This window comes from Ruegeria sp. AM5 (genome assembly GCF_056540645.1).
Genome location: NZ_JBQFXC010000005.1, coordinates 155195 through 174666, shown reverse-complemented (window position 1 = coordinate 174666; position 19472 = coordinate 155195). Strand labels below are relative to the sequence as shown.

The 19472-nt window shown below is 58.4% G+C and carries 21 protein-coding genes; 12 read left to right on the top strand and 9 right to left on the bottom strand.

All coding sequences use genetic code 11. The annotated features are described in order from the left end of the window. Positions 1 to 52: 52 nt before the first annotated feature. Positions 53 to 820 carry a zinc-ribbon domain-containing protein gene (locus tag ACR0AH_RS14270; RefSeq protein WP_480587270.1) on the top strand — a complete coding sequence of 256 codons (768 nt, stop codon included), beginning with the start codon at positions 53 to 55 and terminating at the stop codon, positions 818 to 820. Here ACR0AH_RS14270 and ACR0AH_RS14265 read toward each other — a convergent pair. The 4 genes from ACR0AH_RS14265 to argH form a co-directional block, all read right to left on the bottom strand. Further along, entirely contained in the window at positions 817 to 3303 is a 2487-nt protein-coding gene (locus tag ACR0AH_RS14265; RefSeq protein ID WP_480592500.1) for a TIGR02302 family protein, read from the bottom strand. The genes ACR0AH_RS14270 and ACR0AH_RS14265 overlap by 4 nt on opposite strands. Positions 3304 to 3399: 96 nt before the next feature. Continuing rightward, entirely contained in the window at positions 3400 to 4665 is a 1266-nt protein-coding gene (gene lysA, locus ACR0AH_RS14260) for a diaminopimelate decarboxylase (protein ID WP_480592449.1), read from the bottom strand. A gap of 294 nt (positions 4666 to 4959) precedes the next feature. Next, positions 4960 to 5142 (bottom strand): argininosuccinate lyase, encoded by a 183-nt coding sequence (locus ACR0AH_RS14255; RefSeq protein ID WP_480571486.1) that lies wholly within the window; start codon positions 5140 to 5142, stop codon positions 4960 to 4962. Next, positions 5142 to 6530, bottom strand: coding sequence for an argininosuccinate lyase (gene argH / locus ACR0AH_RS14250; protein WP_480592447.1), 1389 nt, complete (start codon positions 6528 to 6530; stop codon positions 5142 to 5144). The genes ACR0AH_RS14255 and argH overlap by 1 nt, the downstream gene beginning before the upstream one ends. Before the next feature lie 21 nt (positions 6531 to 6551). On the opposite strand from argH, the gene ACR0AH_RS14245 reads away from it, so the two are divergent. The 10 genes from ACR0AH_RS14245 (at position 6552) to yddG (ending at position 14572) form a co-directional block, all read left to right on the top strand. Further along, positions 6552 to 7118, top strand: a complete 567-nt coding sequence (locus ACR0AH_RS14245; RefSeq protein WP_170395758.1) for a TlpA disulfide reductase family protein — start codon at positions 6552 to 6554, stop codon at positions 7116 to 7118. Between the two features lie 93 nt (positions 7119 to 7211). Beyond that, positions 7212 to 7541 carry a hypothetical protein gene (locus ACR0AH_RS14240; RefSeq protein WP_170395756.1) on the top strand — a complete coding sequence of 110 codons (330 nt, stop codon included), beginning with the start codon at positions 7212 to 7214 and terminating at the stop codon, positions 7539 to 7541. Between the two features lie 59 nt (positions 7542 to 7600). Continuing rightward, the gene (locus ACR0AH_RS14235) at positions 7601 to 7987 is read left to right on the top strand and encodes a DUF4123 domain-containing protein (protein ID WP_170513104.1); all 387 of its coding nucleotides are present in this window, start codon (positions 7601 to 7603) and stop codon (positions 7985 to 7987) included. Further along, positions 7984 to 8955 (top strand): sterol desaturase family protein, encoded by a 972-nt coding sequence (locus ACR0AH_RS14230; protein ID WP_480592445.1) that lies wholly within the window; start codon positions 7984 to 7986, stop codon positions 8953 to 8955. Before ACR0AH_RS14235 ends, ACR0AH_RS14230 begins: the two co-directional genes overlap by 4 nt. Positions 8956 to 9045: 90 nt before the next feature. Next, complete coding sequence (locus tag ACR0AH_RS14225; RefSeq protein ID WP_170395750.1) at positions 9046 to 9234, top strand: hypothetical protein; 189 nt, start codon at positions 9046 to 9048, stop codon at positions 9232 to 9234. Positions 9235 to 9344: 110 nt separating this feature from the next. After that, on the top strand, positions 9345 to 10178 hold the full coding sequence (locus tag ACR0AH_RS14220; protein ID WP_480592443.1) for an EAL domain-containing protein: 834 nt from the start codon (positions 9345 to 9347) through the stop codon (positions 10176 to 10178). Between the two features lie 194 nt (positions 10179 to 10372). Then, the gene (locus tag ACR0AH_RS14215) at positions 10373 to 11548 is read left to right on the top strand and encodes an acetyl-CoA C-acetyltransferase (RefSeq protein ID WP_170733565.1); all 1176 of its coding nucleotides are present in this window, start codon (positions 10373 to 10375) and stop codon (positions 11546 to 11548) included. Between the two features lie 187 nt (positions 11549 to 11735). Continuing rightward, a complete protein-coding gene (gene phbB / locus ACR0AH_RS14210; RefSeq protein WP_170513883.1) occupies positions 11736 to 12458 on the top strand; it encodes an acetoacetyl-CoA reductase in 723 nt (240 codons plus the stop codon). A gap of 303 nt (positions 12459 to 12761) precedes the next feature. After that, positions 12762 to 13709, top strand: coding sequence for a transcriptional regulator GcvA (locus ACR0AH_RS14205; protein ID WP_170513880.1), 948 nt, complete (start codon positions 12762 to 12764; stop codon positions 13707 to 13709). Then, positions 13706 to 14572 (top strand): aromatic amino acid exporter YddG, encoded by an 867-nt coding sequence (gene yddG, locus ACR0AH_RS14200; protein ID WP_170423689.1) that lies wholly within the window; start codon positions 13706 to 13708, stop codon positions 14570 to 14572. Before ACR0AH_RS14205 ends, yddG begins: the two co-directional genes overlap by 4 nt. Before the next feature lie 4 nt (positions 14573 to 14576). Here yddG and ACR0AH_RS14195 read toward each other — a convergent pair whose 3' ends face one another. The 3 genes from ACR0AH_RS14195 to ACR0AH_RS14185 all read right to left on the bottom strand — a co-directional run bounded on the left by ACR0AH_RS14195 (position 14577) and on the right by ACR0AH_RS14185 (position 15845). Further along, positions 14577 to 14741 (bottom strand): YdcH family protein, encoded by a 165-nt coding sequence (locus tag ACR0AH_RS14195; protein ID WP_170395738.1) that lies wholly within the window; start codon positions 14739 to 14741, stop codon positions 14577 to 14579. Between the two features lie 124 nt (positions 14742 to 14865). Then, the gene (locus ACR0AH_RS14190) at positions 14866 to 15633 is read right to left on the bottom strand and encodes a methyltransferase (protein ID WP_170395736.1); all 768 of its coding nucleotides are present in this window, start codon (positions 15631 to 15633) and stop codon (positions 14866 to 14868) included. Continuing rightward, on the bottom strand, positions 15630 to 15845 hold the full coding sequence (locus ACR0AH_RS14185; protein ID WP_008755664.1) for a putative signal transducing protein: 216 nt from the start codon (positions 15843 to 15845) through the stop codon (positions 15630 to 15632). Before ACR0AH_RS14185 ends, ACR0AH_RS14190 begins: the two co-directional genes overlap by 4 nt. Before the next feature lie 56 nt (positions 15846 to 15901). Between ACR0AH_RS14185 and ACR0AH_RS14180 the strand changes: the two genes are divergently transcribed. Then, entirely contained in the window at positions 15902 to 16900 is a 999-nt protein-coding gene (locus ACR0AH_RS14180) for a polyprenyl synthetase family protein (protein ID WP_170513123.1), read from the top strand. Here ACR0AH_RS14180 and ACR0AH_RS14175 read toward each other — a convergent pair. Together ACR0AH_RS14175 and ACR0AH_RS14170 are read right to left on the bottom strand one after the other, a co-directional pair. Then, positions 16893 to 17711 (bottom strand): 4-(cytidine 5'-diphospho)-2-C-methyl-D-erythritol kinase, encoded by an 819-nt coding sequence (locus ACR0AH_RS14175; protein ID WP_480592440.1) that lies wholly within the window; start codon positions 17709 to 17711, stop codon positions 16893 to 16895. The genes ACR0AH_RS14180 and ACR0AH_RS14175 overlap by 8 nt on opposite strands. After that, on the bottom strand, positions 17701 to 19413 hold the full coding sequence (locus tag ACR0AH_RS14170; protein ID WP_170395730.1) for a tetratricopeptide repeat protein: 1713 nt from the start codon (positions 19411 to 19413) through the stop codon (positions 17701 to 17703). The genes ACR0AH_RS14175 and ACR0AH_RS14170 overlap by 11 nt, the downstream gene beginning before the upstream one ends. Positions 19414 to 19472: the final 59 nt, after the last annotated feature.

Below are 19472 nucleotides of genomic sequence, written 5' to 3'. Positions count from 1 at the left end.
ATCATCCCTGAAAAAACTATTATCAGGCCAGCCTTGAAGGTCAGGAGGCAGAATGCGTTTAACGTGTCCGAATTGCAGCGCCCAGTACGAAGTCCCGGACGAAGTGATCCCCGAGGACGGGCGCGAAGTTCAATGCTCGGCTTGCGAAGAGACCTGGTTTCAGGAAAAGTATCCAGTCGCCAGCAAAGCAGAGCCGGAAGCGAAATCTGCAACTGCAATCCAGGCAGCCTTTGCCGAACCGGAAGATGTTAAGTCAGAGGATGCGCCAGAACCCGATACGGCCAAGGCCGAGCCAGAAAAGGTTAAGGCAGAAGACACACCAGAACCCGATGCGCCCGAGGAATTGAGTGTTGGAAACGTAGACCCAGTGGTATCCAGCATCCTCAAGGAAGAGGCTGCACGCGAGGCAGAGCTGCGCGAGCGTGAAGGCAGTAATCTGGAAAGCCAACCTGATCTGGCATTGGATCCGCCTGAAGAGCCCAAGGTCAAACCGAAACGGCCCTCGGCCACTGAAACCGCCGCTGACGCAGGTCAGAAAGATGAGCTGCCGGATGTTGAGGCGATCAACTCGGGTCTGCGCAGCGACTTGACATCGGACGAAGCTGAAGCCGTTGCTCCGGCCCGCAAATCCGGTGGGTTTCTGCGTGGCTTTGCCTTGATCATTATCATCGGCGTCATTCTGTTTCTGATATATGGAAACGCCAATCAGATCAGCGAGGCGGTTCCTCAGGCTGATCCGATGCTGAAATCATATGTCTCACTGGTCGATCAAGCGCGCCTTTGGCTTGAGACACAGACCGGGGGCGCAGGGCAGAACTAGAACCTTTCGAGCAATCGCTTGAGGTATTCCAATTCGATCTGAGGCCGATCCTGTTCACCGGTCCTACGGCGGATTTCATCCAGCAACTCGCGCGCACGGCGATATACATCTTCGCCTTGCAGCAGGTTGTCGTCGGTCGAGATTGATCCCGCGGAACCTGGCGTACGACCCAATGGATCGCGGTTATTGGCCTGCATGTCGCCGGCCTCGGTCCCTTGACCCGGCTGGTTCTGCTGGTTCTGCGCCAGGGCTTCGCCCAGTGAACGCATGCCTTCGCGCAAGGCTTCCATCGCCTCGGATTGACGGTCAATCGCCTCGGCCAGATCATCGCTGCGCAAGGCGTCTTCGGCGTCGTCCATGGCCCGGCCCGCACGGCCCAATGCTTCGCGCGCAGCGTCGCCTTCGGGTTTACCACCGCCGGGCAGACCTTGTTGTTGCCGACTCAACTCATCCCGCAGCGCCTGCTGCCGATCCGCCAGTGACCCCTGTCCTTGCTGGCCTTCACCAGCCTCATCCTGCCCCTGGCCCTGGCCGCCCTGGCCTTCATGGCTCTGGCCGCGTCCCAGACCACCGTTGCGACCCTCATTGCCCTGACTTTCGCCCGCTTGCGCACCGGGGTTGAACTGTTCCTGCAGGTCGCGGAATGCCTGATCGCTGAGGCCCTGTTGTTCGCGCAGGGTTTCTGCCAGCCCTTCCATGGCCTGCTGTCCTTCGGACTGGCCACCTTGGCCCTGCCCTTGTGTGACGCGCATGTTTTCCATCATTTGCTGGAACTCTTCCAATGCCTGCTGCGCCTCGGCCATGCGGCCTTGTTCCATGAGCTCCTGAATGCGGTCCATCATTCGCTGCAGGTCATCCTGCGTCATCTGCAGGGTTTCGCCGTTCTGGCCCTGCTGTCCTTGCTGCGTCTCACCGTTTTCCTGCGCCAGACGCTGGAGTTGCCGCATGTAATCCTGTGTCGCTTCGCGCAGCTCCTGCATCAGTTCGGCAATCTCTTCGTCGCTGGCACCGTTCTGCATCGCTTCGGTCAGACGCTCCTGCGCACGGCGCATCCGTTCCAGTGCGTCGGCCAGCGTGCCATCCTCGATCAGAACCGCCAGATCCCACAGCGCTTGCGCAATTTCTTCCTGCTGTTTGACGTTCAGTGCGCCGTATTTGTCGAAGGTCTCCAGCCGCCGCAGGATCACACGCAGACGCAGATACGCTGTATCTGAGCGGAACAGGTCCTCGGGTAGGTGCGAAACCGCACGCAGCAATTGCGATACACGCAGCGCGTTTTCGCGCGACCATAGCAGATCGCGCCGCTGTTCGATCACCGCAGCAGCCAATGGGTCAAAGAACCTACGGGCCGGCAGTTCTGTCAGATAGGGTTCCGCCACCGTTTCTTGATCCGCCGCATCGATGGCCATGAGGGTTATTTTCACCGGCAAATGTGCCCAAGGGTGCTGCGAGAAATCCTCGATCAAGTCTTCGGTGAAATCGGTCCGATCGCCTGTAATCGGCATTGGCAACTCGACCGTAATGATCTCGCGCGGTTCTGGCTCGGTCGCAAGACCGAATTGACGGTTGACCGCTGGCAGGTCCAATTCGATCCGGGCTGTGCCGGAGACGATTCCATAGTCATCCGCAGCAGCGAAAGGCAGCTTCATCTGTCCGCCAGCCTCTGATTGCGCCACTCCTGCCGTCGCGATCCTGGGCGCAGTGTCTGGAAGGATCTCAAGCGCCCAATCGCGCCCGGCCGGGCCATCGATCCGCATCTGACCCGAGCGTTCGGCAACAAATTCCTGTTCCGGTTCTGTCGCGGCTTCGGTGCCCAGAGGTGTCGAAGATTCTGTCAGGCTGTGCGCGCCGATCTCGCCGTAGAACCGAAGTGTGATGCGGCTGCCTTTAGGCACCGTCAACGTCGGATCGGTCTGATCGGCCAGATAGAGCGTTGGCAGTCCGGTGTAGCGCGGCGGTTCAACCCAACCCTCCCAAGTCGGGCCCTGCCCCGCCTGAGCGGTCCCCGGCGTCATGTCAGCGACCGAGCCTATCCGCCAGAACGAGCCGAACAGAGCTGCAACGACGAGTGCCAATAAGGCAGCATAGCGAAGCGCATAGGGATCGCGAGACGCCAGCCGCAAGTCGGGTTTCACCGGATCGGCCTTTGATGCACGATCTGCCATGCGCGTCTGGTGCGCATGCCACAGTGCCACCGAATCCGCATCCATCGCACCGATTGCCTGATCGTCCATCAGTGCTTGTATCGGGCGTCCGGGCAGGGTTTCATCCAGCCGAACCAGCGCCTCGGCCCGGGTTGGCAGGTGGAACCGTCTGATTCCCAAAACCGCTGTCGCAATTAAAGCAATCAATCCGACCGCTGCAGAAATCCAAACGGCTTCAATGCGCACAAGATCGTGCAGACCCAGCATCAGGGCGGCCAGCAGCGCCATAAGAATAGAAAAGAACGGCCAGAAGGCGCGCATCACCTGCTCAGCCAGCATACCCCCGTGCGTCAGCCACAGGGACAGTCTTGGAATTGGCAAGGTCTGGTTGTCGCGCAAGGCGGGCCTCCTGATCGGCCCGACGCGCCTATCGCGTCAAAGCCACTCTGGTATGGTATCGCGGTTTATGATTTCGTCAAAGCTTGGGCGTTCACGAATTACGGCAAATTGATCCCCGTTCACCAGAACCTCAGGGATCAGGGGCCGCGTATTGTATTCGCTAGACATGACTGCACCGTAGGCACCTGCACTGCGGAATGCGATAAGATCGCCCGATTTCAAAGCCGGCATGTTGCGTTGTTTTGCAAAGGTATCCCCGGATTCACAGACCGGACCAACGATGTCATAAGGGCGTTGTTCGACCCCGGCGGCAGGTTCTTCGACTGCCACAATATCATGATACGCCTCATACATCGCGGGGCGGATCAGGTCGTTCATTGCGCCATCGAGGATCAGGAAATCGCGGTCTTCGCCGGATTTAACATAGATGACCTTGGACACCATCAGACCCGCATTGCCAGCGATCAGCCGACCGGGCTCAATCTCGATCTCGCAGCCCAGATGGCCCAGTGTTTTCTTGACCATCGCACCATATTCAACCGGCAGCGGAGGCGCGTCGTTGGAACGGGCATAGGGAATACCCAAGCCACCGCCCAGATCAAGGCGGCGGATGTTATGCCCCTCTGCGCGCAGACGCTCGGTCAGCTCGGCGACCTTATTGTAGGCCAGTTCAAACGGTTCCAGCTCGGTCAGTTGTGAGCCGATATGGACGTCGATCCCAATCACCTCCAACCCCGGCAGGCTGGCGGCCAGCGCATAAACCTCGGACGCGCGCGAGATCGGGATGCCGAACTTGTTTTCAGATTTGCCGGTGGCAATCTTGGCGTGGGTCTTTGCATCCACGTCCGGGTTCACCCGGACGGTGATCGGCGCAACCTTGCCCAATTCTTGTGCAACCGCGTTAATCACCTGCATTTCGGGTTCAGATTCGACGTTGAACTGACGAATGCCACCAGTCAGAGCGGTGCGAATCTCATCCGCCGTTTTGCCGACGCCAGAGAAGACGATCTTGTCTCCGGGTACGCCTGCGGCTTTGGCGCGCAGATATTCCCCGCCCGAAACCACATCCATCCCCGCGCCAGCTTGCGCCAGCGTCTTCAGGATGGCCTGATTGCTGGCCGCTTTCATCGCATAGCAGATAAGGTGATCAGTGCCCTCAAGCGCGTCATCGAACAGCTTGAAATGCCGCTGCAGCGTCGCCGTCGAATAGACATAGAACGGGGTTCCGACCGCGGCTGCGATTTCGGAGATTGGCACATCCTCGGCGAAAAGCGCGCCGTCGCGGTAGAGAAAATGATCCATGCCTGCGCGCTTAGACCAAAAGAGGTATGTGGATCAAATGATTCCGGTAGGGTTGTGGTCACCGTCGCGGTTCAGAACGTCTTTGACGCGCCAACCCTCGCATATCCTGAAACCGAGACCCCGGACCCGCTGGGTGCGGCCGTTGGTTCCGTTCGGGGTGCGCCTGTCGGGTCGCAAGCTGCAAGTACGGCGAGGCAGAGGATCAGGCCGACAGGTCTCATGCATTTTCTCTTTGTCATTCAGGACGTGTCAGATGCAGATGGGTGTGCGATCAGTAAATTGCAATTTTGGAGTTCAGAGCCCCAGATAAACGCCCAGCCCACCGCGTCTGAGACCAACGCCAACACCGCCATAGGTGCCGCTGCTGCCTACGCCGACGCTTGCGCTCATGGTGGGCTGTATGGGTTCGCCATCGGCACCACACCCGGCCAAGGCCGCTGCGACCGCAATCAATAGCACCACCCGTCGTATATGCATTACACCAGCGCCTTCCATCGCTTGATCTGGGTCCGCACCTGATCCGGTGCGGTGCCGCCATAGGATTGGCGAGAGTTTACCGAATTTTCGACGGTAAGAACAGAATAGACGTCATCGGTGATGTCCGCGTGGACCGATTGCATGTCCTCCAGCGTCAGATCCGGCAGGTCGCAGCCCTTGCTTTCAGCCATGGCCACCAGCGATCCAGTGACGTGATGCGCGTCGCGGAAGGGCAGGCCCAGCACGCGGACCAACCAGTCGGCCAGGTCGGTCGCAGTTGAAAAGCCAGACCCGGCAGCGGCAGCCAGGCTTTCGCGATTGGCGGTCATGTCCTTGACCATGCCTTCCATCGCGGCAAGTGCCAGCATCCAGTTATCTGCCGCATCAAATACCTGTTCTTTGTCTTCCTGCATGTCCTTGGAATAGGTCAGCGGCAGCCCCTTCATCACCATCATCAGGCCAGTATTCGCTCCAAATATGCGGCCAACCTTGGCACGGATGAGCTCAGCTGCATCGGGGTTCTTCTTTTGCGGCATGATTGATGAACCAGTCGAGAAGCGATCAGACAGTGATACAAACCGGAATTGGGCCGAGGACCAGATTACCAGTTCCTCGGCAAAGCGCGACAAGTGCATGGCGCAAATCGAGGCGGTCGACAGGAACTCCAACGCGAAGTCGCGGTCGCTGACAGCGTCCAGTGAGTTGGCTGCGGGGCGGTCGAAGCCCAGCGCCTCGGCTGTCATCTGGCGGTCGATTGGGAAAGAGGTCCCGGCCAACGCGGCTGCGCCCAAGGGGGATTCGTTCATCCGGGCACGGGCGTCGCGCACGCGGGACAGATCGCGGCCAAACATCTCGACATAGGCCATCATGTGGTGACCCCAGGTTACCGGCTGCGCGGTTTGCAGGTGGGTGAAACCGGGCATGACCCAGTCTGCCCCGGCCTCGGCCTGCGCCAAAAGCGCGCGGATCAGGGCCAGAAGACCGGATTCTGCGGCATCTAGCTGGTCGCGAACCCAGAGTTTGAAATCGGTCGCCACCTGGTCGTTTCGCGACCGGCCCGTGTGCAGTCGGCCTGCGGGTTCTCCGATCACCTCTTTCAGTCGCGCCTCGACATTCATGTGAATGTCTTCCAGCGCAGTCGAGAACTGAAATTCTCCGTTCTGAATTTCTGACAAAACGGTGAGCAGGCCTTCCCGAATGGCGTGCGCATCACTATCAGTAATAACGCCTGTGGCAGCCAACATGGCGGCATGGGCGCGCGAGCCTGCGATGTCCTGGGCTGCCATCCGCTGATCGAACCCGATCGAGGCATTTATCGCCTCCATGATCGCGTCTGGACCAGCGGCAAAGCGGCCGCCCCACATCTGGTTCGAAGATTGATCGGTCATGAAAGAAAACCCGGAGTTGATATGCGCCTGTTACGTCTGATCCCCCTTTATATGGCCCTAGCGCTGGGTGCAAACGCCGCTTTGGCAACAGATGCGGCAACGCTTGGCCCATTGCGTGAGGGCAGCCTGAAGCGGCTGATCCTGCATAGTGAGCCCAAGCCGGTCAAAGTGGTCGATTTTGAGCTAGAAGATGATGGTGGCACCGGATCGCTGGCCGACTACAAAGGCAAGTATGTGCTGCTGAACTTCTGGGCCACATGGTGTGCGCCGTGCCGCAAAGAAATGCCTCAGATCGCTGAACTGCAACAGGAGTTTGGCGGTGACAAATTCGAGGTTCTGACCCTGGCGACCGGTCGCAACACACCTGCCGGGATCAAGAAGTTCTTTGACGAAAACGGCATCGACAACTTGCCGCGTCATCAGGATCCGAAACAGGCGGTTGCACGCGAAATGGGAGTGATTGGCCTGCCGATCACTGTGATCATCGACCCCGATGGCAATGAGATCGCACGCCTGATCGGTGATGCAGAATGGAACTCGGACAGTGCCAAGGCGATAATTTCGGCACTTGTCGAAGGCAATAGCTGAGGTCCCGCGCGCTCTTGCAGAAAATCTGTGTTAGAATGAGACCGGCCCCAACGGGCCGGTTTTCGTTTGCGACCGGAAGAAAGGGAGACTCCGATGAAACCGGTAGTTCTGTTGATTGGGCGGTTGCCGAATGTAATCGGCAACGTGGCACAACAACTGGATCACCTGCCGATTCAGTGGCTCGGCGCGCATGATCAGGATGAGGTGCGGCGGCAGCTGGACGCGGAACCGCGCATCGCCTGTGCGATCATGGGCGCGGGCCTTGATGACAAGATACGCGGAGAAATGGTTGGCATCATCGCCGCGCGCAGGCCCGATATCTGCATCCATCTCAAAGATCGGGCCTCTGGCCCTGACGGGTTAATGCCGTTTGTCGCGCGCATCGTCCAGCATGAGATTCTGGAAAGCCTGGAAAGCGGCTGACGCCACGCCACCTTTGACAGACAAATCGCCCGCTTGCAGGTTATCTGCAGGAGGATGGAATGCCGCTGGAAATACTATTGATCCTCGTCGTCGGCGGCATTGCCGGGGTCGCCTTGCTGCTGCATCTGACGGGCAAGTCACGCTTACAAGTGCTGACGCCCAAGACAGCACAGGAACAGTGGCTGCGTCACTTTCCAGATGATTCCATCATTGACGTAACCGTTGCCCATAATGGTCACGCCGCCCTTATCCGAACCGAAACCGGAGCCGGCCTGCTGTGGTCCTTTGGTGCCGATACCGTGGCCCGCCATTTACGGGATTTCGATTGGCTGGATCATCCTGAAGGCTTTGAAGTCCTGTTCCACGATTTCAGCACTCCTCGGGTCATCGTCCACCTTGATGAGACCGAACGCCAGCACTGGCAAAATCTGATGGATCCCGCATGACCGATCACGTGAGCTTTCCCGACGCGGTGCAATGGGCCGTGCCCTTCTTCATCGCGGCCATTCTGGCCGAATTCATTTGGATCGCGATCAAAGGCCGGGGCGGTAGGTACGAAACCCGCGATGCCTTGACCTCGCTGATCATGGGGGCAGGCAATATCGCCTCGGGCTTTTTGCTGGGCTTCATCGCATATGCGTTTTTCATGTGGCTGTGGCAGATCACACCGCTCAACCTAGGGACCTCGATCCCGGTCATCATCTTGTGCTTTGTACTGGACGATCTGCGGTATTACTGGGTGCACCGCTTTGGGCACCGCATTCGCTGGGTCTGGGCCAGTCATGTGAACCACCACAGCTCACAGCATTACAACCTGACAACGGCGCTACGGCAGACCTGGACCTATACATTCACCTTCATGATGGTGGTACGTGCGCCGCTTATCCTGCTGGGCTTTCACCCGGCGATGGTGCTGTTCGTCGGAGGTCTGAACCTGATCTACCAATTCTGGATCCATACCGAAGCGATCGGCAAAATGCCGCGCTGGTTCGAAGCCGTCATGAATACGCCCAGTCACCACCGCGCCCATCATGGGCGAAATGCGCGATATCTTGATTGCAACTATGCGGGTGTCTTTATCATCTGGGACAAGATGTTCGGCACATTTGTCCCCGAGCGAGAAGATGACAAGGTCGACTATGGGCTTGTCCACAATATCGGCACGTTCAATCCGCTGCGCGTGGCGTTTCATGAATGGGTTGGAATCTGGCGGGACGCCACCCAACCGGGCCTGTCCTTGCGCCAACGTCTGGCTTATTGTTTTGCCCCTCCGGGCTATAGCCACGATGGAAGCCGCGACAATTCCCAACAGATCAAGGCCAAGCACCTTGTCCGCCATCCGCAAGATCATGGCACACCGGGATTCGAGCAGTTCGGCACCAAATCACCTGCTTCCACAGCCAAGCGGGCCTAGGTCTCAAAAAGACCTTTTCTTTGCTTGAAATTTGGCACAAGCGCTCCATATCCCCTGAGATGTTTTAAGAGTGCATTTCCGGAGGCCCGCATGTCAAAGCTGATGAGAATTTCTACGATCACAGGTTTGCTGGGCCTCGTCATCACAATGACAGCCGCACTCAACGGAGCAATGCCCGCGCTATTGGGGCTGGGATTTGTCATGGCCGCGCTGGGACTTTTAGGAGCGCTTATCGGTGCAGCTGCTTCGCTGCGTCATGCATGGCAATCAACACACTGATCTTTCGCCCCACCACCTGCGATAAAATTTTGAGCGTTAACCCCGGTTTTACCTGTCTTCCCTGAAACTGGCCCCGGCCAAAATCATCGGGATCAGGGGAACGGTACGTCATGGGAAACAGGAAACGCGCAGACCTGCCCGAGGGATCGGACGACCCTTTGAGCGCCGCCGTCACTTCACGGGATCGATCGGTGGTACAGATGGCGACCGAAGCCGTAAAGCATAGACAATGCAGGCTGGCGTTCCAGCCTGTCGTTCAAGCACATCCTCCTCAGGGAATCGCGTTCTACGAAGGGTTCATCCGTGTATTGGATGAAACCGGCCGCGTCATCCCCGCGCGCGAGTTCATGCCACAGGTTGAGAACACGCCAATTGGCCGGGACCTTGATTGCGTCGCGCTTGAAATGGGGCTGCGCACTCTGATCCGCAACCCTGGCATCCGCCTGTCGATCAACATGTCCGCGCGGTCCATCGGTTATTCCAACTGGTCGCGTGTGCTGGATAGGTTTCTGAAAAAAGACGCAAGCTTGGGCGAAAGGTTGATTCTGGAAATCTCAGAATCTTCGGCGATGCAGGTGCCCGAACTGGTGGTGGATTTCATGGATCGCCAACAAGCCCGCGGTATCGCCTTTGCGCTGGATGATTTTGGGGCCAGTAACTTTGGCTTTCGCCACTTTCGTGAATTTCTGTTCGATGCCGCCAAGATCGATGGGCAGTTCATCAGGGGCATCAGCAGCAATCCCGACAATCAATCGCTGGTGCGCGCACTGATTGCAGTTGCGCGGGAATTCGAAATTCTTGTCACCGCCGAATCGGTCGAAAGTGACGAAGATGCTCATTTCCTGATCGCAAACGGTGTCGATTGTCTGCAGGGCTTTCTGTATGGAGCGCCTTCAGTCACTCCGCCCTGGAGCTCGGAAAAAGCTACAAAAACGGGCAGTTGATAGCAGCTGGTCGCGCGGAACACCGCCAAGGCTCACTCTGAGACAAGCTGTCCGTTGCTGCAGATGCAGCATTGCGCTATTGCAGAAGATGCTTGAGCGGGGGATCACGAGGCGCTCTTGCACCCGGAGAAGACTTCTCCTCACACCGCGCCGTCAGATTTCCCACAGGACCATGACGGTAAAGGATTGACTTTATGACCAACGTAGTAATCGCATCCGCCGCACGTACGGGCGTCGGTAGCTTTAGCGGTTCGTTTGCGAACACCCCCGCACATGATCTGGGCGCTGCCGTCCTTGAAGCAGTTGTCGAACGTGCCGGGATCGACAAGGGCGAAGTAAGCGAAACCATCATGGGCCAGGTCCTGACTGCCGCCCAAGGTCAGAACCCAGCGCGCCAGGCGCACATAAATGCCGGCCTGCCGCAGGAAAGCGCGGCTTGGGGCATCAACCAGGTCTGCGGTTCGGGTCTGCGTGCTGTTGCTCTGGGTGCACAGCATATCCAATTGGGCGATGCCGACATCGTTGCGGCTGGTGGACAAGAAAACATGACCCTGTCGCCCCATGCCGCCGCCCTGCGCGCCGGTCATAAGATGGGTGACATGAAATACATCGACACGATGATCCGCGATGGTCTGTGGGATGCCTTCAACGGCTATCACATGGGTCAAACGGCTGAGAACGTCGCCGAGAAATGGCAGATCAGCCGCGATATGCAGGATGAATTTGCGGTCGCCTCGCAAAACAAAGCCGAAGCCGCCCAAAACGCTGGCAAGTTCGCTGACGAAATCGTGCCCTTCACCATCAAGACCCGCAAGGGCGACATCGTGATGGACAAGGACGAATACATCCGCCACGGCGCGACAATCGAAGCCATGGGCAAACTGCGCCCCGCCTTCGCCAAGGACGGTTCTGTCACGGCCGCAAACGCTTCGGGCCTGAATGACGGTGCCGCTGCCACCCTGCTGATGTCGGCTGAGAATGCCGAAAAGCGTGGGATTGAGCCCTTGGCCCGAATTGCATCCTACGCGACCGCCGGACTTGACCCGTCGATCATGGGCGTTGGCCCGATCTACGCTTCGCGCAAGGCGCTGGAGAAAGCTGGATGGTCGGTCGGTGATCTGGATCTGGTCGAAGCCAACGAAGCCTTCGCAGCGCAAGCCTGCGCTGTAAACAAAGACATGGGTTGGGATCCGTCGATCGTAAACGTCAACGGTGGTGCAATTGCCATCGGACACCCAATCGGCGCGTCCGGCTGCCGGGTTCTGAACACCCTGCTGTTCGAAATGAAGCGCCGGGATGCCAAGAAAGGTCTCGCGACCCTCTGCATCGGCGGCGGCATGGGTGTCGCCCTGTGTGTGGAGCGTGACTAAGTGCGCTGAAAACTAAATACAAAAGGGCGTCCACTGGGCGCCCTTTTTTGTTACAATCGGATCATACCCCATAGATGCGACAATATCGCCGGACAGAAAGACAAGATCGATCACGAAACGATATTGCGCATCCTTAACGCTCAGAGTAACAGAATTACCAAGACGACTAAATTTGGAGGAGTCCTAAATGGCACGTACAGCACTCGTAACCGGCGGTTCCCGCGGCATCGGCGCAGCAATTTCCAAGGCGCTGAAGGCCGAAGGATACAATGTTGCCGCCACTTATGCAGGCAATGACGAAGCCGCCGCAAAGTTCACCGACGAAACCGGTATCAAAACTTATAAATGGAATGTTGCGGATTACGACGAATCCAAAGCGGGCATCGAAAAAGTCGAGACCGAGGTTGGCCCGATCGACATCGTGGTCGCCAACGCCGGTATCACCCGCGACGCACCGTTCCACAAGATGACACCTGAACAGTGGCATCAGGTCATCGACACCAATCTGACTGGTGTTTTCAACACCGTGCACCCGGTATGGCCGGGTATGCGCGAGCGTAAATTTGGTCGTATCATCGTGATCAGCTCGATCAACGGTCAGAAAGGCCAGTTTGCGCAGGTCAACTATGCCGCAACCAAAGCGGGCGATCTGGGCATCGTGAAATCTCTGGCGCAGGAAGGTGCGCGGGCCGGTATCACGGCCAACGCGATCTGCCCCGGTTATATCGCGACCGAAATGGTTATGGCGGTGCCGGAAAAAGTACGCGAATCGATCATCGGCCAAATCCCGGCTGGTCGTCTGGGTGAACCGGAAGAAATCGCGCGTTGCGTCGCCTTCCTGGCATCGGACGATTCGCAGTTCATCAACGGCTCGACCATTTCCGCAAACGGTGCACAGTTCTTCGTCTAAACCGACGACCTGAGAATGAAAACGGGCCGGTCCATCAAGGACCGGCCCTTCTTTTATCCCGTAAGATCACGCGCGCTACGATCAGCGGGAACCGAATAGCCAGGACCAGAATCCTACAACCGCCTTGCCGCGCTCTTCATGCGCGCGGTGAATGGCGTTCTGAATGGCTGGGTTTGTTGTCATCTCGATCATGCTGAACCCTTCTCAATCAAGTTGGTTTTGTCTTGCCATTAACATGGCCTTTGATTTTAAATTGCACAAACGAGAGTTTTCGATCCTTCAGTTCAGAAAAACTTAACCGTCATGACCGACCGCCTGCCTCCGCTGACTGCTTTGCGCGCCTTCGATGCCGCCGCACGACATATGTCGTTTGCCAAGGCGGCGGAGGAGCTGAATGTGACACCTGCGGCCCTGTCCTTTCAAATTAAGTCGTTAGAAGAGCATCTGGGCCACCCCGTGTTTCGCCGGCTCAATCGCGCCGTCGAGCTGACCGAAGCTGGGCGCACATTGGCACCCGGAACAGCAGATGGCTTTGCCGCCCTGCAAGCCGCGTGGCAAGCGACGCGGAGGCTGCAGGATGAAACAAGCCTCACGGTTACAGCAGGCCCTGCCCTGACAGCAAAATGGCTGGCTCCGCGCCTTTATGAGTTCGCCCGTGCAAATCCGGGGATTGACCTGAAATTCTCGGCCACTCTGCGCAACATGGACCTTGAACGCGATGACGTGGACGTGGCGATCCGCTTTGGCTATGGGCCGGATGAGGGGCTCTATTCGGTTCCCGTCCGCAAGGAGTGGCTGACACCGGTTATGACCCCGGAGCTGGCCGAACAATTCCCCACGCCTGCGTCGTTGCGCGACGCCCCCCTGATCCACGACGATTCGATCAGTTTCCTCAAGCCGCGTTGCGACTGGCCCGCGTGGTTCCGTGCGGTTGGATTGGATTTCACTCCGACCCATGGGGCGCATTTTTCGAACGCCGATCACGCCATCGACGCTGCCGTGGCCGGGGTGGGCGTGGTTCTGGGGCGGCGCGCCATGATCCTGAAAGACCTGACCGAAGGGCGACTGGTCGCGCCGTTCAAAGTGGCACTGGAGACCGCCGGGCGATTTCGTTTCCTCTGCCTGCAAGGGGCAGAGAAGCGACCGCAGATCGCAGCGTTCCGCGACTGGTTCATTTCCGAGATTGAAAAGACCGCGCATATATCGGATGAGTTTGAAATCATCCCTGTTGAGAAGGTAGCTGGTGAATGAGCAGAATGGGCGCGACCGCGATTGGTTTTGTCGCCGTTTTGCTGTGGTCTCTGCTGGCGCTGTTCACTGTGGGTTCGGCCCCGACGCCGCCTTTGTTGTTGAACGCGATCTGTTTTACCATCGGCGGTACGCTGGGTCTAATTTGGACATTCGCCAGCGGCGGGCTGGTTCAACTGCGCCGGGTCGCGTGGACGACATACCTGCTTGGATCAATTGGCCTTTTTGGCTACCACGCGCTGTACTTTTCAGCCCTTCGCATGGCCCCTGCAGCCGAGGCTGGGCTTATCGCTTATCTCTGGCCTTTGCTGATCGTTCTTCTGTCAGGTCTGCTGCCCGGAGAACATCTGAAACCTGGTCACCTTATCGGAGCCTGCCTTGGCTTTGCTGGAGCCGCCGTCATCATCACGGGTGGTGGCAGCGCAGGGTTTCAGGTCCAGCATCTGCCCGGCTACGGGCTGGCCTTGCTGTGCGCGCTTACATGGTCCAGCTACTCGGTTCTATCGCGACGGCTGGGTGATGTGCCGACAAGTTCGGTCGCGGTGTTCTGCATTTTGACGGCGATCGCCTCATGGGCCTTGCATTTCACGGTGGAAGAAACGATCTGGCCGCAAGGCACATTTGGCTGGGCCTCGACCTTTGCACTTGGCCTGGGACCGGTTGGGCTGGCGTTCTATGTCTGGGATATCGGCGTCAAGCGCGGGGACATTCAAATACTGGGCACCGCCTCATACGCGGCACCTTTGCTATCGACGCTTGTGTTGGTTCTGGCCGGGATCGCCGCCCCGTCCTGGGGCCTGGCGATCGCGGCCTTGTTTGTCACCGGTGGCGCTGCCATCGCGGCCCGCGCCAGCCTGAAGGCCTAGAACCTTAGGTCGACAGGCGCTCGATCTCTTCTTTTAGCTTCAGCTTTTGCTTCTTCAGCTGTGCGATATGGAGATCGTCAATACCAGGTGAGCGTTGCGCTTCTTCCACTTCAAGACCGAGAATTTCGTGTTTTTTCTTCAACTCCGTCAGATGTGCGCTCACGCTCATGGCGGTCCTCCTTCTCTGGTTTGTAAGTGTCACGTAAGAAGTTGATCACATCATTTCCAGCCTGTCACGCTGCAGACGCACGAAATCTATAATAAATCCGACAAATTCGGCTGGTCATTGCCGATCAGGCAAAGTGCCCGGTCAAATCCGCCGCATCGCGCAACACCGCCGAAACCACAGGAGTATAGCTTTCACCGTCTTCTACGTGCTGTTCACCGAGGTGCAGAATCAGCGGAGCGTGCAGCCGAAATGCGGCGCGTCCGCCCTTTCTGGCGCGCAAAACCACTAGCTCAGCCCCGCGATCCACACGGGGGGCCAGAGGTAGCACCTGAATCGAGCCCAAGCGGCCCGCGCACCCCGCAAGCATATCGGGCAGCCGGTCTGCCCTCTGGATCATGTGAAGATAACCGCGCGGCGCCAGACGTCGGGCGGCGACATTGATCCAGTCCTCAAGCGGCGTGTCTTCACCCAGTGCGATCTGCCGACCCGCGTCGGTGGCAGGGCTATGCGCGCCTGCCCGGTAGTAGGGCGGATTGGCGATCACATGATCGAACTGTTCTTGTCGCAGATCATTCGGTAGTGCGTTCAAATCCGCCTCAACCACGGTGATCGCTGCGTTTTGTTCCGAATTGCGGCGGGCCAGATCTGCATAGCCAGCCTGCAGTTCAACCCCAGTTGCCTTCAGGTGCGGCACTCGCGCCATTAGGCACTGAATAGCAGCCCCTGCCCCGCAGCCCAATTCCAGCACCGACTGGCCAGCTTGTGCCGGGACCGATGCCGCCAGTAAGACCGGATCGACCCCTGCACGATATCCTGAGCGCGGCTGCCACAGACGCACACGCCCGCCCAGAAAATCATTGCAGGTCAGATCACTGTCGGAAAAGCTGCTCATCGCCCCAGCGGGATCTCGTTATCGCGCATGACCCGTTCGGCGCGGGTCAGATCATCTGCCCGCACCATCAGGCGACGGGGAAAGATTCCGATGCCGCCTTCTAGGATGCTCATATTTACGTCCATCTGAAAGCAGTCTATATCCTCGCCCTCAAGGAGAGCCGTTGCAAAGGCTAGGATTGTCGGATCGGTGCTGCGCAATAGTTCTTTCATGGGGATGGATGTAAGGGCAAGGTGACAGGGATGTCGAGCCTTGTATCAGGAGAGTGATGAACGTCAGCACGATCTCGAAACCGCATGAGCGTCTGGCAGAGATGCTTGCGGGCGAAATGGCAGCAGTAAATACGCTGATTCGGACGCGTATGGCGTCGGAACATGCCCCGCGCATTCCCGAAGTGACCGCGCACCTGGTCGAGGCGGGCGGTAAGCGTCTGCGCCCGATGCTGACCCTGGCGGCGGCGCAGCTGTTCGGCTATTCAGGCGACCATCACGTCAAGCTGGCTGCAACGGTCGAGTTCATTCATACCGCAACCCTGCTGCATGACGATGTCGTCGATGAAAGCGGGCAGCGGCGCGGGCGACCGACGGCAAACCTGCTATGGGACAATAAATCCAGTGTTCTGGTTGGCGATTACCTGTTTTCCCGCAGCTTTCAGTTGATGGTCGAAACCGGTTCGTTGCGGGTTCTGGATATCCTTGCAAATGCGTCGGCCACAATCGCCGAAGGCGAGGTGCTGCAGATGACAGCGGCCACCGATCTGGGCACGGATGAAAGTGTCTACCTGCAGGTTGTGCGCGGCAAGACAGCGGCGCTGTTTTCTGCCGCAACCGAAGTGGGTGGTGTGATCGCAGGCGCGACCGAGGCGCAAGTCAAGGCGCTGTATGACTATGGCGATGCGCTTGGAATCGCGTTCCAGATCGCAGATGATCTTTTGGATTATCAGGGCGATAGTGCGGCCACAGGCAAAAACGTCGGCGACGACTTCCGTGAACGCAAATTGACCCTACCGGTGATCAAAGCCGTGGCTCAGGCAACTGCCGAGGAACACGCGTTTTGGGAACGGACGATCGGACGCGGGCGGCAGGAAGAGGGTGATCTGGATCACGCTTTGTCGCTGATGGCCAAATACAGCACGCTGGATGCAACCCGCGCGGATGCGTTTGGTTGGGCGGCCAAGGCCAAGGCTGCGCTGGCGCCTCTTCCGGATCACGAAATCCGCACCCTGTTAGGCGATCTGGCCGATTACGTCGTATCGCGCCTTAACTGAGCGTCGTTGCGCGGCACCACCAGCCGGGTTGGGCCGCGCCGATCTCATAGGCAGCAAAATGGGCTGCTTTGAGCGTTGGATAAAGTGCGAAACAGGTTGAGCCTGAACCCGACATACGAACCATCAACGCGTCTCGGGTGCCTTCCAACGCCGCTATGACCTCCGCAATGCCCGGCGCTACAGATATTGCAGGTGCCTCTAAATCATTCCGCTGAACCTGCAACCACGTAGCGCAGTCTTCCGGTGTTTTGAATGCAGGGATCTCAGCAGGCATCGGTGCGTTGTCTCTGCTGTGCAAAGCGGAAAACACCGGGCTGGTGGAAACTTCAATACCCGGATTTACCAAAAGCGCCGGGAGGGGCGGCAACGCCATCGGCTCAATCTGTTCACCAATCCCGCGCATACGCGCTGCAGCAGCATGTATGCATACCGGGACATCCGCGCCAAGCGACAGCGGCACGCTATCGGGCCACTCTCCCCCCTTCGTCGCAGTGCGCAATACCGCCGCAGCATCCGAGGAGCCGCCCCCGACACCGCCACCGTGCGGCAGTTGTTTGTTCAGATGAATGCGACCGGTCCAGCCTGCGGCCTCGGCGGCCTGCCAGACCAGATTGCGATCATCGGTCGGTACGCCATCCGAAAACTCACCCGTGACCGATAGAGACAGCTCGGGGCCGGAACTGAGGCTCAACTGATCCCCAACATCGGCAAAGGCAACCAACGAATCAAGCAGATGATAGCCATCCGCGCGTTGGCCGGTCACATGCAGGGTCAGGTTGATCTTGGCGGGGGCAAATGCCTCAGCCTTCATTGGCGACCTTCAGGGGTTCGGCGCCTTCCTCGGCCAGAACCGCATCCAATCCGACTTCGATCTTGCGGCGGATGCGTTCAGGATCGGCTTCGCCGTCGGTATCTTCAGGATCAATGAAAGACAGTGCTCGTTTCCACTGGAACTCGGCTTCACGCCCACGACCTACGGCCCAGTAAACATCGCCCAGATGGTCATTTACCACCGGATCGACCGGCATCAGCTCAACGGCGCGCTCCATGTGGTCAACTGCTTCGTCGTACCGGCCCAGGCGGAACAACACCCAGCCCAAGCTGTCAACGATATAGCCGCTGTCAGGGCGCGCTGCGACGGCGCGTTCGATCATATTCAACGCTTCGTCCAATTTCTCGCGCCGCTCGACCAGCGAATACCCGAGATAGTTCAGCACCTGTGGTTGGTCCGGGTTCAACTCAAGCGCGCGGCGGAAATCGGCCTCGGCCTCGTCCCAGTTCTTCAGGCGTTCATGCGATATCCCGCGGGCATAATGCAGGAACCAGTTTCCGCCTGCACCCTCTTCCGTCAGGCCAATCGCCTTGTCGTAAGAGGTGACCGCTGCCGCGTAGTCCTCTTGCTGGCGCCGCAGGTCGGCCAAAGCTACATGCACACCGGGCAAATCAGGGCTTTGAGCGGCAAGGTTTTGCAGGACCTCGGCGGCAGCTTCTTTTCTGTCAGAGCGACTTAGGACCTCGGCGCGCCCCAGCTCGGCGGCATGATAATCGCTGCTGTCCGGAGGCACCTGCCGATAGACATCAACCGCCAGATCATATTGTTCCAGCCCATCCAACAACTCAGCGCTTAGCAAAAGCGCATCAATATGGTCAGGCCGCAGAAAGGCCGCGACGCGGGCATATAGCAGAACATAATCCTGCGCGGCCTCGGCACTCAGCGCAGCGCCAACGGTGAAGAAAACCTCGGCCATGCCATCCTGTGCAGAACGGACATGGGTAAAGGGCAGCGTTTCGCCATCAGACAGCCGGGTGACGTAACCTTCGATGGTCGGATCACTGCCGGCGGCAAAGACGTTATCCAGAAATTCCAGCGCATCGTCGTTGCGATCCAGCTGCGACAGCACTTCGGCACGCGCCAGCGCAGCCCGGCGTGAAAAACGGGCGACCAGGCCATCATCTGCGGCAAGGATCGCCTCGGCCCCCTCAAAGTCTCCGACTGACGCCAACGCCATGGCCTTGTGATAAAGTGCAAATTCTTTCAGACCTTCCTGCGTGGTAACAACGTCAAATTGTTCCATCGCTTTGGTCATGGCGCCTTGCCCCATATGAGCCCAAGCAATCATCAGGCCATCAACCAGCGGTCCAACCCCTTGCGTTTCAGGATCGCGGGCCAGAAATTCATCCAGCTTGCCATCTGCCACCAGATTGGCGGCGATCACCATCCGAGCGGCCTGGCTGGGCAGTTCATTTTCCTCGATAACTTCGGCGACGGTCAGGGCCCGCTCAATCTCGCCCAAGGCGAGCCGGGCGACGACCACGTTTTCCAGCAGTTTCGGATTTTGGGGATCAGCGCGAAGCGCCTGCGCATAGTAACGCTCGGCAGCGGGATAGTCGCTCTCATAAATCGCCTGACGCCCGGCCAGATACGACCCCGATCCGGTATCCGATACCGCAGGAAACGCGATTGAAGAACTGAGGATCACGGCCAGAGCCGCGCGTCGAACCAGGGAAACCACTGATAATCTGCCTTGCTGTCGTTGACTGACCGACAAGCTAGGGCTTTGCTGGGCGAGAG

Excerpts from the sequence above, each read along its gene's own strand:
- ACR0AH_RS14205 (WP_170513880.1), top strand. The coding sequence starts at position 12,762 with ATGACCGACCGCCTGCCTCCGCTGACTGCTTTGCGCGCCTTCGATGCC.
- ACR0AH_RS14195 (WP_170395738.1), bottom strand. The coding sequence starts at position 14,741 with ATGAGCGTGAGCGCACATCTGACGGAGTTGAAGAAAAAACACGAAATT.
- yddG (WP_170423689.1), top strand. The coding sequence starts at position 13,706 with ATGAGCAGAATGGGCGCGACCGCGATTGGTTTTGTCGCCGTTTTGCTG.
- ACR0AH_RS14215 (WP_170733565.1), top strand. The coding sequence starts at position 10,373 with ATGACCAACGTAGTAATCGCATCCGCCGCACGTACGGGCGTCGGTAGC.
- ACR0AH_RS14190 (WP_170395736.1), bottom strand. The coding sequence starts at position 15,633 with ATGAGCAGCTTTTCCGACAGTGATCTGACCTGCAATGATTTTCTGGGC.
- ACR0AH_RS14225 (WP_170395750.1), top strand. The coding sequence starts at position 9,046 with ATGTCAAAGCTGATGAGAATTTCTACGATCACAGGTTTGCTGGGCCTC.
- ACR0AH_RS14270 (WP_480587270.1), top strand. The coding sequence starts at position 53 with ATGCGTTTAACGTGTCCGAATTGCAGCGCCCAGTACGAAGTCCCGGAC.
- ACR0AH_RS14240 (WP_170395756.1), top strand. The coding sequence starts at position 7,212 with ATGAAACCGGTAGTTCTGTTGATTGGGCGGTTGCCGAATGTAATCGGC.
- lysA (WP_480592449.1), bottom strand. The coding sequence starts at position 4,665 with ATGGATCATTTTCTCTACCGCGACGGCGCGCTTTTCGCCGAGGATGTG.
- ACR0AH_RS14185 (WP_008755664.1), bottom strand. The coding sequence starts at position 15,845 with ATGAAAGAACTATTGCGCAGCACCGATCCGACAATCCTAGCCTTTGCA.
- ACR0AH_RS14230 (WP_480592445.1), top strand. The coding sequence starts at position 7,984 with ATGACCGATCACGTGAGCTTTCCCGACGCGGTGCAATGGGCCGTGCCC.
- ACR0AH_RS14265 (WP_480592500.1), bottom strand. The coding sequence starts at position 3,303 with ATGCTGGCTGAGCAGGTGATGCGCGCCTTCTGGCCGTTCTTTTCTATT.
- ACR0AH_RS14255 (WP_480571486.1), bottom strand. The coding sequence starts at position 5,142 with ATGCATATACGACGGGTGGTGCTATTGATTGCGGTCGCAGCGGCCTTG.
- argH (WP_480592447.1), bottom strand. The coding sequence starts at position 6,530 with ATGACCGATCAATCTTCGAACCAGATGTGGGGCGGCCGCTTTGCCGCT.
- ACR0AH_RS14175 (WP_480592440.1), bottom strand. The coding sequence starts at position 17,711 with ATGAAGGCTGAGGCATTTGCCCCCGCCAAGATCAACCTGACCCTGCAT.
- ACR0AH_RS14220 (WP_480592443.1), top strand. The coding sequence starts at position 9,345 with ATGGGAAACAGGAAACGCGCAGACCTGCCCGAGGGATCGGACGACCCT.
- ACR0AH_RS14180 (WP_170513123.1), top strand. The coding sequence starts at position 15,902 with ATGAACGTCAGCACGATCTCGAAACCGCATGAGCGTCTGGCAGAGATG.
- ACR0AH_RS14245 (WP_170395758.1), top strand. The coding sequence starts at position 6,552 with ATGCGCCTGTTACGTCTGATCCCCCTTTATATGGCCCTAGCGCTGGGT.
- ACR0AH_RS14235 (WP_170513104.1), top strand. The coding sequence starts at position 7,601 with ATGCCGCTGGAAATACTATTGATCCTCGTCGTCGGCGGCATTGCCGGG.
- phbB (WP_170513883.1), top strand. The coding sequence starts at position 11,736 with ATGGCACGTACAGCACTCGTAACCGGCGGTTCCCGCGGCATCGGCGCA.